This is a genomic window from Sphingopyxis macrogoltabida (assembly GCF_001307295.1).
Classification (GTDB): Bacteria; Pseudomonadota; Alphaproteobacteria; order Sphingomonadales; family Sphingomonadaceae; genus Sphingopyxis; species Sphingopyxis macrogoltabida_B.
On sequence record NZ_CP012700.1, the window covers coordinates 4,543,763 to 4,559,442 of the forward strand.

Here is a 15,680-nt window from a genome sequence, read left to right on the forward strand (position 1 = left end):
TCTTGCGACTAATTAGCAATAGCGTAAATCAGGGCGAGGGGTGAAGGCCTGAATCTCGCCGTCTTTCAGGAAAGCGTCGTGGCATCGCCCGATCGCCTCCGATTCGGCCAATTGCAAGCTCGGGGATTGCGGACAGATAAATCGGGTCGTGGCGCGGAAGCAGGGCAAGTGCTCGGCAGCATCGAAAAAATGGCTGGCAGGAAGGGAAGATGGATGCCCCGTGAGGATTCGAACCTCAATAGACGGAATCAGAATCCGTAGTCTTACCATTAGACGACGGGGCAATGAGGCGGGCGCAATATGATTGCGTGGGCCGCCTGTCAAGGCCGCTGCGCCGGGGCGTGGCCTGTCGGCAAACAGTGCGCTTGCCCTGCCGTATTTCGCCGCTAGCATCGCCCTCGATAACAAGAGACGGGGCCGCGCCCGCGCGGACACCCTCGAAGGAGTGGGCTGATGCGTCATGTCGCGATCGTCGGGTCGGGTCCCGCGGGCTATTACACCGCCGAAACCTTGCAGAAGGCCGACGATATCGCGGTCGACGTCATCGACCGGCTGCCGGTGCCCTATGGCCTCATTCGCACCGGCGTCGCGCCCGATCACCAGTCGATCAAGGCGGTGTCGCGGCGTTACGAAGGCGTCGCGCTCACCGACAATGTCCGTTTCGTCGGCCATGTCGCGGTCGGCAGCGATGTGACGATCGACGAGCTGGTCGGCCTGTACGACGCCGTCGTGCTGGCGACGGGGGCGCCGAACGACCGGCCGCTCGACATCCCCGGCGCCGATCTGCCCGGGGTGATCGGCAGCGCGGCGTTCGTCGGCTGGTACAACGGCCATCCCGACTTCGCCGGCCTGAACCCGCCGCTCGGCGCTGCCGGGGTCGCGGTGATCGGCAACGGCAATGTCGCGCTCGACGTCGCGCGCATCCTCGCCAAGGCGCCGGCCGAATTCGCCGGCAGCGATATCGTCGCGCATGCGCGCGCGGCGCTGTCGGAAAGCGCGGTGCGCCATATCCATATCCTCGGCCGCCGCGGGCCGCACCAGATCGCGATGACGCCGAAGGAGCTGGGCGAGCTGGGCCACCTCGACCGCGCGAGCCCGCGTGTCGACCCCGCCGACCTGCCGCCCGAGGGCGACGACGCGCTGCTCGAACCCGGGATGCGCAAGTCGGTCACCCACCTCCGCAGCTTTGCCGCCAATCCGGTCGCGAAGCCGGTGACGATCGATTTCGATTTCTTCGCCATGCCGGTCGCGATCGAGGGAGACGGCAAGGTGCAGCGCGTCATCGTCGAGCGTACGACGCTCGACGGCGAGCTGCGCAGCCACGGGACGGGCGAGACCTATGCGATCGACGCCGGGCTGGTGATCAGTTGTATCGGTTATCAGACGCCGCCGATCCCCGGCGTGCCCTATGAGCACGGCCGCGGCCGCTTCGCCAACGACGACGGGCGCATCCTCCCGGGCCTTTATTGCGTCGGCTGGGCACGGCGCGGCCCGTCGGGGACGATCGGCACGAACAAGCCCGACGGGGCGCGGATCGGCGAGATGGTATTGGGTGATATCGGGCGCGGGGCGGGCAAGGCGGGGCGCCCGGGGCTCGATGCGCTGCTCGCCAGCCGCGGCGTGACGCCGGTGACCTTCCGCGACTGGCGGCGGATCGAGGAAGCCGAGATCAAGGCGGCGCTCGACGGCAATCCGCGCGAGAAATTCGTCACCATCGAAGCGATGCTCGAAGCCATCGGGCGGTGACGCCCGGCGAAGGGCGCGCGTTGAAGGACTGGGTCCGTACCGCGCTTCGCTGGCTGCTTGCGCTGGCCTATGGCGCGGCGGGCTATCTTCATCTCGCCCGACCGGCGCCCTTCCTCGCGATCACCCCGCCGTGGGTGCCCGAGCCGGGGTTCGTCGTCGCGGCGACCGGCGTGGCCGAAATCGCCGGTGCCATCGGGTTGATGATCCCGCGGGTGCGCAAGGCCGCCGGGTGGGGCCTTGCGCTCTATGCGCTGTGCGTGTGGCCGGCGAACTTCCACCATGCCTTTGCGCAGGTCGCGATCGGCGGCGAAACGCTTGGCTGGTGGTATCATGGCCCGCGGCTGGCCGCGCAGCCGCTGATCATCTGGTGGGCGCTGTGGGCCAGCGGTGCGGTGGACTGGCCGTTCCGCCGCCGCTGATCCCTATTTCGCGACCGGCGTTTCGACCGGCGGCTGGCCCTTCTGGCTCGCCGCATAGGCTTCGACCGCCTTCAGCACGCGCAGCATATTGCCGCTTGCGATCTTTTCGAGATCGGCCTGGCTGTAGCCGCGCCGCGCGAGTTCGGTGAGCAGCGCGGGGTAGCCCGTCACATCCTCCATGCCCGTCGGGGTGATCTCGATCCCGTCATAGTCGCTGCCGAGCCCGATATGGTCGACCCCGATCGTCTTGCGGATATGGTCGATATGGTCGGCCGCTTTCGCGATCGGCGTCGGCGGCACCGGATTGGCGTCGTCCCATGCCTTCAGCGCCGCTTCGGCGCCCGCGGGATTGCCGAGATATTGCGCGTCGATACGCGCCTTTTCGGCGGTGCGGGCAAGATCGCGGGCGCGCACGGCCGGATCGAGGAAGAGCGGATAGAAGACGACCATGATCACGCCGCCGTTCGCCTTGACCGCCGGCAGCACGCTGTCGGGCACGTTGCGCGGATGGTCGTTGACCGCGCGCACGCCCGAATGGCTGAACATCACCGGGGCTTTCGCGGTTTCGAGCGCGTCCTTCATCGTCGCTTCGCTGACGTGGCTGAGGTCGACGATCATCCCGATGCGGTTCATCTCGCGCACCACCTGGCGCCCGAAATCGGTGAGCCCGTCATGCTTCGGCGCGTCGGTCGCGCTGTCGCCCCACGGCGTGGTCTTGCCATGGGTCAGCGTCATGTAACGCGCGCCGAGGTCGTACATCTGGCGCAGCACGCCAAGCGACGAGCCGATCGACTGGCCGCCCTCCATGCCGAGCATGCCGCCGATCTTGCCGGCCTTCATCGCCTTTTCGAGCCCCGCCGCGTCGGGCACGAGCACAAGGTCGTTCGGGTAGCGCGCGACCAGCCGCTTCATGACGTCGATCTGTTCGAGCGTCTGCTGCACCGCTTCCGACTCGTCGTCGTTCGACGGGACATAGACCGACCAAAATTGCGCGCCGACATGGCCCTTGCGCAGCCGCGCCAGGTCGGTGTGCATCGCGAGTTCGGGCGGCGTCGCATCGGGCCGCGCGGTGTCGGTGGTGTCCTGGAAATCGAAGTCGTTGATCACATTGCCGACGCGCAGGCGCAGCGCCCACGGCACGTCGTTGTGGCCGTCGAATACCGGCGCGCGCTTGAGCGCCGCCTCGGCGACCGCCTCGGGCGATTGTTGCGCGGCGGCAGGAGAGGACAGGAGGGCGAGGGCGGCGAAGCCGGCGAGCAGGGTGGGCTTGTTCATGGCGCGCAACCTTAGGGGCTCGCGCATGAAAATCGAGCCCGAGATTTGCTCGCGGCGAGCGATAGATGGACGGCGCCCCCTTGACCCCGCGCCGCTCTCCGCTCAGCCTGCGTGTCATGACGGCCTTCGACGACTGGCGCGCGCGCTCGCCCTATTATGACGAAACCCACGAGGCGCTGGCGCAAAGCGTCCGCCGCTTCGTCGCGCGCGAGATCGCACCGCACATCGACCGCTGGGAAGCCGAGGGCGAATTGCCGCGCGACCTGCACCGCAAAGCCGCCGAAGCGGGCATTCTCGGGCTGCGTTATCCCGAAGAATATGGCGGGCATTCGGAGGGCTTCGACAATTTCCACAGCCTCGTGCTGACCGAGGAACTCGCCGCGGTCGGCGCGGGCGGGCTCGGTGCGTCGCTGATGACGCACGGTATCGGTCTGCCGCCGATCCTCGCGCTGGGATCCGAAGAGCTGAAACAGCGTGTCGCACCGCCGGTGCTGGCGGGCGAAAAGATCATCGCGCTCGGTATCACCGAAGCGGGCGGCGGCAGCGACGTCGCGAATCTGAAGACGAGCGCGGTCCGGGATGGCGACGATTTTATCGTGAACGGCGGCAAGATGTTCATCACCAGCGGCATGCGCGCCGACTGGCTGACCTGCGCGGTGCGCACCGGCGGGCCGGGGGCGGCAGGCATTTCGCTGCTGCTGATCGACATGGCGAGTCCCGGCATCGAGCGGACGCGGCTCGACAAGATGGGCTGGCGGTGCAGCGACACCGCCGCGATCCATTTCGATGGCGTCCGCGTCCCCGCGACCAACCTGATCGGGCCGGAGAATGGCGGCTTTATCGGCATCATGCGCAATTTCAACAGCGAGCGGCTCGGCATGGCGATGGGCTGCTGCGCTTTTGCCCGCGTCGCGCTGGCCGAGGCCGCCGAATGGGCGCAGAACCGAGAGACCTTCGGCAAGCCGCTCGTCGGCCACCAGTCGATCCGCATCAAGCTCGCCGACATGGAACGCCAGATCGAGGCGACGCAGGCGTGGGTCGACCTTTGCGCCTGGCAGGTGAAGGAGGGCAGGGATCGCCCCGCCGACTTCGCGATGCTCAAGGTGCAGGCGACGCGCATGCTCGAAAGCGTGGCGCGTGAGGCCGCACAGGTCCTCGGCGGCGCGTCGTACATCACCGGCAGCAAGGTCGAACGCATCTACCGCGAGGTCCGCGTCAACGCGATCGGCGGCGGCAGCGAAGAAATCATGCTCGACCTCGCGGGGCGGCAGTTGTTTGGAGGAAAGAAGTGAACGAGATCGCCCGAAGCTGGCCCGCCGAGGCCGAAACCCTCCTCGACGATCTTGTCGACCTCCGCCGCGCTATCCACCGCGAGCCCGAACTGGGTTTGCAGAATCCGAAGACGCTGGCGAAGATCAAGGCGGCGCTTGCCGGCCTGCCGCTCGAATTTCGCGAGGGGCCGTCGACGACCGGGCTCGTCGCGATCCTGCGCGGCCCCGCGAACGGCCGCACCGTGCTGCTGCGCGGCGACATGGATGCGTTGCCGCTGCTCGAGGACACCGGGCTCGACTTTTCCTCGGAGATCAGCGGCGCGATGCATGCGTGCGGGCACGACACGCATGTCGCGATGCTCGTCGGCGCGGCGAAGCTGCTGTGCGCGGCACGCGACCGGCTGCCCGGGACGGTGATGTTCATGTTCCAGCCGGGCGAGGAAGGCCATCATGGCGCACGCTTCATGCTGGAGGACGGTATCATCGATCCGCTGCCCGACGCCGCCTTTGCGCTCCACATCATGCCCAACGCGCCGCACGGCATTTTCGCCGGGCGCGCCGGGCCGCTGCTTGCGTCGTCCGATGTCCTGGCGATCACCGTCAAGGGCGCGGGCGGCCATGCCTCGATGCCGCACGATGCGGTTGACCCGATCCCGGTCGCTTGTTCCATTGTCACCGCGATCCAGACGATGGTGACGCGCCGCATTTCGGTCTTCGACCCGGCGGTGATCACCGTCGCGAAGATCGCGGCCGGGACGACGAACAATATCATCCCCGAAAGTGCCGAGATGCTCGGCACGATCCGCACCCTGTCGCCCGAACGCCGGGCGATGGTCGCGCGCGAACTGAAGCGCCTCGCGCCCGCAATCGCCGAAGCACATGGCTGCACCGCCGAGGTGCGGATCGACGAAGGCTTCCCCGTCACCGCCTGCGACGCCCGCGCGGTCGCATTCGGCCAGTCGGTGGTCGAACAGACCTTCGGCGAGGAAGCCTGGCTCACCATGGACAATCCGGTGATGGGCGCCGAGGATTTTTCTTATGTGCTCGAAAAGGTGCCCGGCGCGATGTTCTGGCTCGGGGCGAGCGAGGCGGGCAGCGACTGGCGGCAATGCTGCGGGCTGCACAGCAACCATATGGTGCTCGACGAAAGCGTGATGGCGCGCGGCGCGGCGCTGCACGCGGCGCTGGCCGAGCGGTTTCTGAACGAAGGATTCGGCGCATGATCAATATCATCGGCGCGATTGTCTCGGGCCTGATCATCGGCGCGCTCGCGCGCTTTTTCTATCCCGGTGCGGTCGAGATGGGGTGGGTTGCGACGATCCTGCTCGGGGTCGGCGGTTCGCTGCTCGCGGGCCTTGCCACCTCGCGCGGCCGCGGCGACTTTCACCGCGCGGGCTGCCTCGCCTCGGTGATCGGCGCGATCGTGCTGATCCTCGTCGGACGGTTGCTGGGGGTCGGCGGTTAGGGAACCAGCACCGTATCGACCGCTTGCGGCAACAGGTCCGGATAATCGAGCGTATAGTGCAGCCCGCGGCTTTCCTTGCGGTGCAGCGCGCTGCGGACGATGAGTTCGGCGCACTGGAGCAGGTTGCGGAGCTCGATCAGGTCGGTGGTGACGCGGAAATGGCCGTAATAGTCGCCGACCTCGTCGGTCAGCATCTTGATCCTGTGTTGCGCGCGTTCGAGCCTTTTGGTGGTGCGGACAATGCCGACATAGTTCCACATGAAGCGGCGGATCTCGGTCCAGTTCTGCTTGATCACGACTTCTTCATCGGAATCGGTGACGCGGCTTTCGTCCCACGGGCGGATCGCCGGCGGCGCATCGAGTTCGTCCCAGCGCCCGATAATGTCCTTCGCCGCCGCCTCGCCGAAGACGAAGCATTCGAGCAGGCTGTTCGATGCGAGGCGGTTCGCGCCATGGAGCCCGCTTTCGGTGCATTCGCCCGCGGCATGGAGCCCCGGCAGGTCGGTGCGCCCGTCGAGGTCGATCAATATACCGCCGCAGGTATAATGCTGCGCGGGCACCACCGGGATCGGCTGCTTCGTCATGTCGATGCCGAGCGTCAGCAGTTTCTCGTAGATGTTCGGGAAATGACCCGCGACGAAATCGGGGTCCTTGTCGCTGATGTCGAGATGGACATAGTCGAGCCCGAAGCGCTTGATCTGGTCGTCGTTGGCGCGCGCGACGACGTCGCGTGGCGCCAGTTCGGCACGTGCGTCATAGTCGGGCATGTAGCGATGGCCGGTCACCGGATGCTTCAAGATGCCGCCCTCGCCGCGCACCGCCTCGGTGATCAGGAAATTCTTGACGTCGAGATTATAGAGGCAGGTCGGATGGAACTGCATCATTTCCATGTTGCTGACCCGCGCGCCCGCGCGCCACGCCATCGCGATGCCGTCGCCGGTCGCGCCTCTGGGGGCAGTGGAGAATTGATAGACGCGTCCCGCGCCGCCGCTGGCGAGGATCGTCGCCCGGCCGACATGCGCGCGAACCTTCCCCGTCTTTTCGTCGAGCGCATAGACGCCCCAGACGCGGCCCGAGCCCGAATAGCGTTCCTCGTGGCGGCCGGTGATCAGGTCGATGCACGCCTGACCGGGCAGCAGCGTGACGTTCGGATGCGCCTCGGCTGTCTTGAGCAGCGCCGCCTGCACCGCCCAGCCGGTCGCGTCGTCGACATGAACGATGCGGCGGTGCGAATGGCCGCCCTCGCGCGTCAGATGGAGCGCTTCGGCTTCCTTGTTGAACGGCACGCCCATCTCGATCAGCCGCTCGATCGCGTGCGGGGCGTTTTCGACGACGAACTCGACCGTCTGCCGCCGGTTCAATCCGGCGCCCGCAACCATCGTGTCCTCGATATGATTTTCGAACGTGTCGCCGGCATCGAGCACCGCGGCGATCCCGCCTTGCGCCCACGCAGTCGACCCGCCGGTGAGTTCGCCCTTGGCGAGCACGAGGACGCGGCAATGATCGGCGAGCGCGATCGCGGCGGTGAGGCCTGCGGCGCCCGAGCCGACGATGATGACGTCGTGGGCGAGCGCCTCAGCCATTGGCGGCCCGCGTCAGGTTGAGGAACACGTCTTCGAGGTCGGCTTCGCGCGTCGAGACGTCGACGATGCCGTGCCCCATCGCGTTGACCGCGGCGAGCACTTCGCCGGCGTTGGCGCGGTCCTTGTTGTAGCTGATCGCGAGCCCGCGCTCGCCCTCGCGCTCGACCTTGTCGAACGCGGGGTGGCTCGGCAGGTCGGTGACATCGGCATCGAGCGTCACGACGACGATCTTCTCGCGCGCCATGTCGACCAGCTCGCGCGTCGGCTTGTTGGCGATCAGCCGGCCATGGTTGATGATCGCGATGCGGTCGCAGAGCTCCTCGGCTTCTTCGAGATAGTGCGTCGTCAGCACGACGGTGACGCCGCGGTCGTTGAGCGACTGGACATAAGACCAGAGCTGCTGGCGCAGTTCGATATCGACCCCCGCGGTCGGTTCGTCGAGGACGATGATCGGCGGCGAATGGACCATCGCCTTGGCGACGAGCAGGCGGCGCTTCATGCCGCCCGACAACGTGCGCGCATAGGCATCGCGCTTGTCCGACAGGTGGACTGCCGCGAGCAGTTCGTCCGAAATGCGCTTGCCCTTGGGTACACCGTACAGCCCGGCCTGGTTCTCGAGCGTCTCGAACGGCGTGAAGAAGGGGTCGAAGACGATTTCCTGCGGAACGATGCCGATCGAATATTTGGCGTTGCGCGGATCGGCGTCGATGTCGAAGCCCCAGATGCTCGCGCTCCCGCCCGTCTTGTTGACCAGCCCGGCGAGGATATTGATCAGCGTCGACTTGCCCGCGCCGTTCGGGCCCAAGAGCCCGAAGATTTGCCCGCGCGGAACGTCGAAGCTGACGTTGTCGAGCGCCCGCTTGCCGCCGGCATAGGTTTTGGAGACGGCGTCGATACGGATCGCGGCTTCACTCATGCGCGTTTCCATAGCTGCGCTCTCGCGGCGGGGAAAGGCTTCATCGCGCGCCCGATTTTCTGGTCAGCGCCGCGTTAACGGTAAATTGGAAGGTCGCTGATAGAAGCCGGGGTGTGAGGACCAGAAACACCATCCGCCCGCTGCCTGCGCAGCGCGGCCTAGCCGCCTTTGCGCTTTTGCTCGCGCCCGCCGCTTCGCCGGCGCTGGCGCAGAACAATGCGCAGACCGAAGCCGAAGCCATCGTTCTGCGGCCGCTTTCCTTCTTCAAGGTCAACGACCTCGATTTCGGCGATATCATCGCGTCGGGGAGCGCTGGAACGGTGCGCCTCTATCCCGACGGATCGCGGACGAAGACCGGCGGCGTGACGCTGGCGGGCAATGGCGGCGAACCCGCGCGCTTCGCCGGGCTCGGCACGCCGCAGCGGCAGGTCAATATTTCGCTGGGGTCGAACACGATCTGGATCACGGGCCCGGGCACGCGGATGCGGGTGCGCGATTTCGAGATCGGCAGCACGCCGACCGCGATCCTGTCGACCTCGCCGACGCGCTTCCGGATCGACAGCGTGCTCGGCAATTACAACTTTCCGGTCGGCGCGACGCTGGAGGTCGGCGCCAATCAGGCGCCCGGCGACTATAGCGGCAGTTTCACGATCACCCTGAATTATCTTTGACGTTCAACGTCTGCTTGTGGGGAGGACGGCACCGGGGACCACTTGCGCCCGACAAGGCGCTCGCCGGTGCCGTCATTTGCAGCGGCGGAACAGGGAGCGGGCCGGGCCTTTACCTTCTTTTCACGGCGGGCCATTATCGCGGGGCTTGAGGGACCACTCGCATCGCTGGAACCGCTATGCCCCTGGCCCATGAAATGCAGCGACTGCGCGACGAGCATGCAGCGCTGGTGACGCTTTCGCGGATCCTGACCGGGATTGTTCGCGCGCCGCAGCCGCCGCGGATGACCGAACTGGTCGCGGCGCGCGGCCTGCTCCGCGACACGCTGCTCCGCCATCTCAAATGCGAGGACTGGATCCTCTACCCGCGACTCAAGGCCAGCGGCGATCCCGAACTGGTCCGGGTCACGCGCGAGTTCGAACTGGAAATGGGCGACCTCGCCGACGATTTCGTCGCCTATGATGCCGAATGGAGCGAAGCGAAGGTCGCGGCGGCATGGCCCGACTTCTGCCGCGCAACGGCGATCATGCTCGATATGCTGGCGGTCCGGATCGAGCGCGAGGAAGCCGACCTTTATCCCCTCGCCGAAAATCTCGGCCCGGCTCGCGGCGCGATCGCGGCGGTCGCCGTTCAGGGCCGGATCGACAATTTCCAGCTGAACGCGACCCGCCAACCCTGATCGAAGCCGGGAACCGGCTGCTTCCAGGCGTCGGCAACTTCCACCCCGACGGTGGCATTTTCGGCATAGGAAAGGCGAATGCCGCCGCCCCAACTGCCAAGCCGGAAATCCGTGTCGGGGTTTGTCGGCCGCGCGAGCAACGTGACATCGGCATAATCGATAAAGCCGTAGATCTCGCTCTTCGAGAATTTGCCGGCGGCGAGCGGGCGCAGCGCGAGTTCGCCGAAGGTCGCGATACCGCGGTCGCCGTTCACAAGACCGTCGTCGAAGGCACGGCCGAATGTGGCGCCGCCGACGCTGAATCGCTGTGCGGCGGGCAGGCGGTCGCGCGTCCAGCGGCCGGTCGCCGCGACCCGCGCGACGGCGATCTTGCCGATCGCCTGGTTCGCCTCGATCCCCGCGTCGGCATAGAGGAAACCCGCCTCGCCGGTGCCGGGATCGACGCGCGCGCCCGCGATATCGAGGCCCTTCGCGGCGCCGATCCGGGCGCCGACCACGGTGCGGTCCTCGCTGAGCCGAAAGGCGAGGCTGGTGCTGGCCGTCCAGGTCGTTTCGGCGGCGATCGTCGATCCGAACAGCGCATTTTCGGAATCGAGATAATCGATCCGCGCCGCTAGCGTCAGGTTGCGCCGCGTTGCCCGGATAAGCGGGTGCGAAACGCCGAGCCCGGCGCTCCACGCGTCGCCGTCGATGGCGAGATTCCGCGGCCGGGTGCGGAGCGCCGCGAGCGACAGCTCGGCGCGCGTGCCGTCGGCACCGATCGGCGTCGCATGGCTCGCTGCGACATAGAGGAGCGATTTGAAATTGAGCGCCGCGGCGCCCGTCAGCCGGGTTTCGTCGCCGCTTCGCAGCAGGCTGCTGCTGCGGGCATTCGCCTCGACCATGCCGTCCTCGACGAACTGGCTGGTCCGGGTCGTGAAACCGAGGCCGACGGTCGGCTTCTTGGCGTCGAGTGCGAGGTCGAGCGCAACCGCCCCGGGCTCGCCGCCGAGCGCGAGTGCGGGGGTGACGGTCACCCCCGGCACATCGCCGATATTGCCGAGCACGCGCTCGAAACGCGCGCGCGACAGCGACCGGTCACCGGGGAGGCGGGCCGCCATCCGGGCGATCAGCGGCGCCGGGCCGCCGTCGCTTTCACCGCTCAGCGTCACGTTCGAAACATGGCCTTCGGCGGATGCGACGTCGATCACGCCGTCGGACAAATCCTGTTCGGGGATGACGAGGGTGAAGAGGGCGACGCTCGACCGGTTATAGGCGCGCGTCATGGCGGCGGCGAGCCTGGTCAGATTGTCCGCCGAGGCGGGCTTGCCGACGAAGCGTTGCGCCGCGCGCGCGACATTGCGCGGAACCCCGGCGCCGATGAAGCGGATCTCGCGGATGGTGACGTCGGGCCGCGCGCCGAGTTCGACCTTGCCGAGCGCAATTTTGGACGTTTCGGGGTCGGGGAGCGGATTGTCGCGGCCCTGTGTCGGGGCGAGCGGCGGCCGGCCGTCGATCGGCGTGGCGGCCGGCTGCGCTGCCGAGGCCGCAGCGGGCAGGAGCAAGCCTCCCGCCGCCGCGACCCCGAAGCTGCGCAGGCTGCGCAACGGCGGTATCAGTTGCCGCCCTTCGGCTTCGGCCCGCCGAGGAGCGTGCCGACCGTTCCGGTGACCCCCGAGACGAGCCCGCCGGCCGGCGTCGCCGTGCCGCCGCCACTTGCCGTCCCACCGGTCACCTGGCCGAGCGTATTGGTGACGGTGCCGACCACCCCGCCGGCGAGGGCGGCCGGGTTGCCGGCATTTCCCGTACCGGGCGCGGCGACGCTGCCGAGCAGGTTGCCGCCGCGGCCGGGTTGCAACGTCACGAGCTGGCCCGCCGAGCCGACCCCGACGGTGAGCAGCGATCCGGTTTTCTGCCCCGGCGACAATATGCTGGCACCGATCAGCGGCGATGCGCCGGGCGAGCCGAGCGCGGTCGCTTTGCCGATCGTCGCGGTGATCAACTGTCCGGGCGCCGCGGTAAGGCCATCGACCAGGAACTGCTTGCCATTGCCGGTCTGGACGAGCGCGACGCCGGTCGCTTTGACGACGCCGATGACGGTGCCGACGAGCGGCGTGCCGCCGGGCAGCTTGGCATCGACCGCGTTCGCCAGCAACAACCCCTTGTCGGCGACGACATTGACCAGCGTACCCGATTTGACGAGTACGCCCGCGATCACCGGGTTGGTGTGGGTCGGATCTCCGGTATTGGCGAGCAGTCCGGTGCCGGCAACGCCGCCGGGGCCGACAAGGCCGCCAACCGCGAGGGCGCCGGCGTTACCGAGCCCGACACCGTTTCCGGCGGGGCCTGCGGGACCGGCCGGGCCGGCAGGCCCTTCGGGACCAGCCGGGCCGCGCGCACCGGCGGCGCCGGCCGGACCCGCCGGGCCGACGCTGCCGACGCGGTAATGACCCGAGGATTCGCACGCGGCGAGCGCGAGGCATGCCGGGATCAGGACAAGATGGGACGGGTGGATAGCAAGTCGGGAAAAAGGCATAACTTCCTCCTTGGCACGGTCTGCCCCCCGACGAAAAAGCGTCGTGCCGGAATATTTAGTTCCGAATTTTCATATGGTTAAATATCGTTCATTGTGATTGGTAGCCATCGCGCGGCAGCGATCCCGCCACAGGACGACCGTCCGGCGATTCGCCGCGCTTAACCCTCTTTTTCGCGCCGGAGCGCTTGGCCTATGCGGCGGGCGGGGCGGCATGTCCTGTAATGGCACAGGATTGCGGCGGCGGATCGATGCGCTGACGGGAGGTGTTGCTGCGGTGTCGGTGCTTGATTTGCGGGGCCGCCTCGCCTAGCCGCCCGGGCAAGCATTGGAGATTTTCAAGATGACCGACACCCCGCCCGATCGCCTGTCGACCAACCCGCGCTCGCCCCATTTCGACATGGAAGTGCTGCAGCGCGGTATCGGCATCCGCTTCAAGGGCAAGGAGCGCACCGACGTCGAGGAATATTCGATTTCCGAAGGCTGGATTCGCGTCGCGGCAGGCAAGTCGAAAGACCGCTTCGGCCAGGCGATGACGATCAAATTGTCGGGCGAGGTCGAGGCGTGGTTCGAGGATACGGCGGCCGAAGACGGCGAAGCCGCGGCCGACTGAGCGGCGCCTGAAGGGCTGCTGCGGGCGTCAGTCGAACACCGACCAGCCCGCCGCATAGGCAAAATGTTCGAGCGCGAGCGCGCCGACGAGCGACGTTCCCGCCTCGTTGAGCCCCGGCGACCAGACCGCGATCGATCCCTGTCCCGGCGCGATGCACAGGATGCCGCCGCCGACCCCGCTCTTGCCCGGCAGGCCGACGCGAAAGGCGAATTCGCCGCTGTTGTCGTAATGGCCGCACAGCATCATGATCGCATTGATGCGGCGCGCGCGGTGCGGGTCGATCAGTTGCTCGCCGGTCAGCGGGTCGCGCCCTTCCATCGCGAGGAACAGCCCGGCCTTGGCGAGTTGGCGGCAACTCATCGCGATCGCGCACTGGCGGAAATAGACCCCCGTCACCGCCTCGACCGGATGGCGCAGATTGTCGAACGCCTGCATGAAATAGCCGAGGCTGCGATTGCGGGCGCCGGTTTCGGATTCGGAAGCGGCCACGTCGCGGTCGATATCGACGCCGTCGTCGCCGGCGCGGGCCCGGATGAAATCGAGTATCTCGTCGACCACCGCGTCGCCGCCGCGGCCGTCGATCAGCCGGTCGGTCGTCGCGATCGCGCCGGCGTTGATCAGCGGGTTGCGCGGAATGCCCTGTTCGCTTTCGAGCTGGACGATAGAGTTGAACGCCGACCCCGACGGCTCGCGGCCGACGCTGTCCCATAGCGAACTGCCGACGCGGCGGAGCGCGAGCGCCAGCGTGAAGACCTTCGACACCGACTGGATCGAAAAGGCGATGTCGGCGTCGCCGGCCGCGTGCACCGTCCCGTCGGGAAGCGCGAGCGCGAAGCCGAAGCGGTTCGGGTCGACCTTGGCCAGCGCCGGGATATAGTCGGCGACCCTGCCCTGACCGCGGTGCGGCAGGGCGATCTGATAGGCTTCGGCGACGCAGCGGGCGAGATCGGGAGTCATGCGCTTTTCCTAGCAACTTCACACGCAATTGCATGTATTTTCAATTTTCCGAAAATATTATATATAAGCGAAACTAATTCACCGACTCGGGAGATTTATCATGGCCGAACATCGCGCAAAGGGGCTGTCGAGCGCCATCTGTTATCGCGACAGCAAGGCGGCGTTTCGCTGGCTCGAGGCGGCCTTCGGGTTCGAACCTTTGTTCGTGCTGCTCGATGCCGACGGCAATCTTGCGCACAGCGAGATGGAATATGGCAATTCGACGATCATGATCGGCAACGAATGGTCCGACGATCACCGCAGCCCCGCGAACCTCGGCGGCAAGAATACGCAGACGGTGCATGTCCAGCTTGCCCGCGGCGAGGATATCGACGCGCATTGCGAAGCGGCGCGCGCGGCGGGCGCCGACATCATCGCCGAACCCGAAACGCAATTCTATGGCGACCGCACCTATCGGGCGAAGGATCCCGAGGGGCATATCTGGACCTTCGGCGTGACGGTGGAGGACAAGAGCGCCGACGAGTGGGACGCCGAGGGCGGCTTCACGACGAAGACGCGGCTCGACGGTTGAGCGCGGCGGTCGACCGCACGCTGGCCGCGCTTGCCGACCCCGTGCGGCGCCGCGCGGTCGAACTGCTCGGCCAGCGGCCGCGCAGCGCCGGCGAGCTGGCGAGCGACCTCGGGCTCGCGCCGCCCGCGATGAGCCGGCATTTGCGCGCGCTGAAGCAGGGCGGGCTGGTCGAGGACGGGCATCCCCATTTCGACGCGCGCGTGCGCATCTACAGCCTCAAGCACGGCGCGACCGACGGGCTCAAACAATGGCTCGCCGAGACCGAGGCGCTGTGGACGCACCAGCTCGCGGCGTTCAAGGCCCATGTCGAGAGCGGCGAATGAACGGCGCAGCGGTGATTGTCGCGCTGCGCGTCGCGGCGACTCCGCAAGCCGCGTTCACCGCCTTCACGCGCGACATCGGGACCTGGTGGAAAAGCCATCCGTTGTTCCAGCTTTCGCGCAAGGGCGACGGCGCGCTGCGCTTCGATCCCGCCGGGCCGGGCGGCCGCCTCGTCACGCGCTTCGCCGACGGCGAGGAGTGGGAGATCGGACCGGTGCGCCACTGGCTGCCGGGCGAAAGGCTCGCTTTCGGCTGGCGCCTGCCGAGCTTCGCCGCCGATCAAGGAACCGAGGTCGACGTCCGCTTCGAGGCGGTCGGCGCGGAGACGCGCGTGACCGTCGAGCATCGCGGCTGGGGCGCGATCCCGCAGCAGCATGTCGCGCGCCACGGCTTCGAACTGATGCTGTTCCAGCGGCGGCTGGGCGAGCATTGGCGGGCGTTGCTGAAGGCGATGGCGGAACGAGCGTAGCCGATGGCGGGATTGGGGTGGGGAGCGGAGGTTCCAAACCTTTGTCATTCCCGCGAAAGCGGGAACCCAGTGTGGGGTAAGCCTACGCACGCCTTGGGTCCCCGCTTTCGCGGGGATGACGAAACAAGAAAGAATGAGCCGTCCGCTTCCGGCCGGAACCGGACATCGCGGCGAAGGGCTTGCCCGCCGCTCTTCGCAACGCCACATCAATATC

General features: G+C 67.3%; 17 protein-coding genes and 1 tRNA gene. 11 read left to right on the forward strand and 7 right to left on the reverse strand.

What is annotated here, in order from left to right; translation table 11 throughout:
* Positions 1-210: 210 nt before the first annotated feature.
* Positions 211-284 (reverse strand) — tRNA-Gln (locus tag AN936_RS21170).
* Positions 285-453: 169 nt separating this feature from the next.
* On the opposite strand from AN936_RS21170, the gene AN936_RS21175 reads away from it, so the two are divergent.
* Together AN936_RS21175 and AN936_RS21180 are read left to right on the forward strand one after the other, a co-directional pair.
* Complete coding sequence (locus AN936_RS21175; protein ID WP_054589807.1) at positions 454-1,746, forward strand: FAD-dependent oxidoreductase; 1,293 nt, start codon at positions 454-456, stop codon at positions 1,744-1,746.
* Entirely contained in the window at positions 1,743-2,165 is a 423-nt protein-coding gene (locus AN936_RS21180; protein WP_335337290.1) for a DoxX family protein, read from the forward strand. Before AN936_RS21175 ends, AN936_RS21180 begins: the two co-directional genes overlap by 4 nt.
* Before the next feature lie 3 nt (positions 2,166-2,168).
* Here the strand turns inward: AN936_RS21180 and AN936_RS21185 are convergent, their stop codons facing one another.
* A complete protein-coding gene (locus AN936_RS21185) occupies positions 2,169-3,440 on the reverse strand; it encodes a dipeptidase (protein WP_054589808.1) in 1,272 nt (423 codons plus the stop codon).
* Between the two features lie 116 nt (positions 3,441-3,556).
* Between AN936_RS21185 and AN936_RS21190 the strand changes: the two genes are divergently transcribed.
* The 3 genes from AN936_RS21190 to AN936_RS21200 are packed head-to-tail and all read left to right on the forward strand — an operon-like array spanning position 3,557 to position 6,176.
* Positions 3,557-4,732, forward strand: coding sequence for an acyl-CoA dehydrogenase family protein (locus AN936_RS21190; protein WP_054590477.1), 1,176 nt, complete (start codon positions 3,557-3,559; stop codon positions 4,730-4,732).
* 5 nt (positions 4,733-4,737) lie between these two features.
* The gene (locus AN936_RS21195) at positions 4,738-5,934 is read left to right on the forward strand and encodes a M20 family metallopeptidase (protein ID WP_054590478.1); all 1,197 of its coding nucleotides are present in this window, start codon (positions 4,738-4,740) and stop codon (positions 5,932-5,934) included.
* Complete coding sequence (locus tag AN936_RS21200) at positions 5,931-6,176, forward strand: GlsB/YeaQ/YmgE family stress response membrane protein (protein WP_054589809.1); 246 nt, start codon at positions 5,931-5,933, stop codon at positions 6,174-6,176. The genes AN936_RS21195 and AN936_RS21200 overlap by 4 nt, the downstream gene beginning before the upstream one ends.
* Here AN936_RS21200 and nadB read toward each other — a convergent pair.
* Together nadB and AN936_RS21210 are read right to left on the reverse strand one after the other, a co-directional pair.
* Positions 6,173-7,759 carry an L-aspartate oxidase gene (nadB, locus tag AN936_RS21205; RefSeq protein WP_054589810.1) on the reverse strand — a complete coding sequence of 529 codons (1,587 nt, stop codon included), beginning with the start codon at positions 7,757-7,759 and terminating at the stop codon, positions 6,173-6,175. The genes AN936_RS21200 and nadB overlap by 4 nt on opposite strands.
* A complete protein-coding gene (locus tag AN936_RS21210) occupies positions 7,752-8,675 on the reverse strand; it encodes an ABC transporter ATP-binding protein (protein WP_054590479.1) in 924 nt (307 codons plus the stop codon). The genes nadB and AN936_RS21210 overlap by 8 nt, the downstream gene beginning before the upstream one ends.
* A gap of 113 nt (positions 8,676-8,788) precedes the next feature.
* Between AN936_RS21210 and AN936_RS21215 the strand changes: the two genes are divergently transcribed.
* Together AN936_RS21215 and AN936_RS21220 are read left to right on the forward strand one after the other, a co-directional pair.
* Complete coding sequence (locus AN936_RS21215) at positions 8,789-9,346, forward strand: DUF4402 domain-containing protein (protein WP_054589811.1); 558 nt, start codon at positions 8,789-8,791, stop codon at positions 9,344-9,346.
* Positions 9,347-9,522: 176 nt separating this feature from the next.
* Positions 9,523-10,023: a hemerythrin domain-containing protein gene (locus tag AN936_RS21220; RefSeq protein ID WP_054589812.1), complete on the forward strand. Its 501-nt coding sequence runs from the start codon at positions 9,523-9,525 to the stop codon at positions 10,021-10,023.
* On the opposite strand, the gene AN936_RS21225 is transcribed toward AN936_RS21220, so the two are convergent.
* Entirely contained in the window at positions 9,975-11,609 is a 1,635-nt protein-coding gene (locus AN936_RS21225) for a ShlB/FhaC/HecB family hemolysin secretion/activation protein (protein WP_054589813.1), read from the reverse strand. The genes AN936_RS21220 and AN936_RS21225 overlap by 49 nt on opposite strands.
* An 8-nt stretch (positions 11,610-11,617) precedes the next feature.
* On the reverse strand, positions 11,618-12,538 hold the full coding sequence (locus AN936_RS25160; RefSeq protein ID WP_054589814.1) for a hypothetical protein: 921 nt from the start codon (positions 12,536-12,538) through the stop codon (positions 11,618-11,620).
* Positions 12,539-12,878: 340 nt separating this feature from the next.
* Here AN936_RS25160 and AN936_RS21235 point away from each other — a divergent pair, with 340 nt between their 5' ends.
* Positions 12,879-13,148, forward strand: coding sequence for a DUF3297 family protein (locus AN936_RS21235; protein WP_054590480.1), 270 nt, complete (start codon positions 12,879-12,881; stop codon positions 13,146-13,148).
* Between the two features lie 27 nt (positions 13,149-13,175).
* Here AN936_RS21235 and AN936_RS21240 read toward each other — a convergent pair whose 3' ends face one another.
* On the reverse strand, positions 13,176-14,105 hold the full coding sequence (locus AN936_RS21240; RefSeq protein ID WP_054589815.1) for a glutaminase: 930 nt from the start codon (positions 14,103-14,105) through the stop codon (positions 13,176-13,178).
* Positions 14,106-14,205: 100 nt separating this feature from the next.
* On the opposite strand from AN936_RS21240, the gene AN936_RS21245 reads away from it, so the two are divergent.
* Genes AN936_RS21245 through AN936_RS21255 form a run of 3 tightly spaced genes read left to right on the forward strand, consistent with a single transcriptional unit; the run spans position 14,206 to position 15,466 of the window.
* On the forward strand, positions 14,206-14,676 hold the full coding sequence (locus AN936_RS21245; RefSeq protein ID WP_054589816.1) for a VOC family protein: 471 nt from the start codon (positions 14,206-14,208) through the stop codon (positions 14,674-14,676).
* Positions 14,673-14,999 carry an ArsR/SmtB family transcription factor gene (locus tag AN936_RS21250; protein WP_054589817.1) on the forward strand — a complete coding sequence of 109 codons (327 nt, stop codon included), beginning with the start codon at positions 14,673-14,675 and terminating at the stop codon, positions 14,997-14,999. Before AN936_RS21245 ends, AN936_RS21250 begins: the two co-directional genes overlap by 4 nt.
* The gene (locus AN936_RS21255; protein ID WP_054589818.1) at positions 14,996-15,466 is read left to right on the forward strand and encodes an SRPBCC domain-containing protein; all 471 of its coding nucleotides are present in this window, start codon (positions 14,996-14,998) and stop codon (positions 15,464-15,466) included. The genes AN936_RS21250 and AN936_RS21255 overlap by 4 nt, the downstream gene beginning before the upstream one ends.
* The last annotated feature ends 214 nt before the right edge of the window (positions 15,467-15,680 follow it).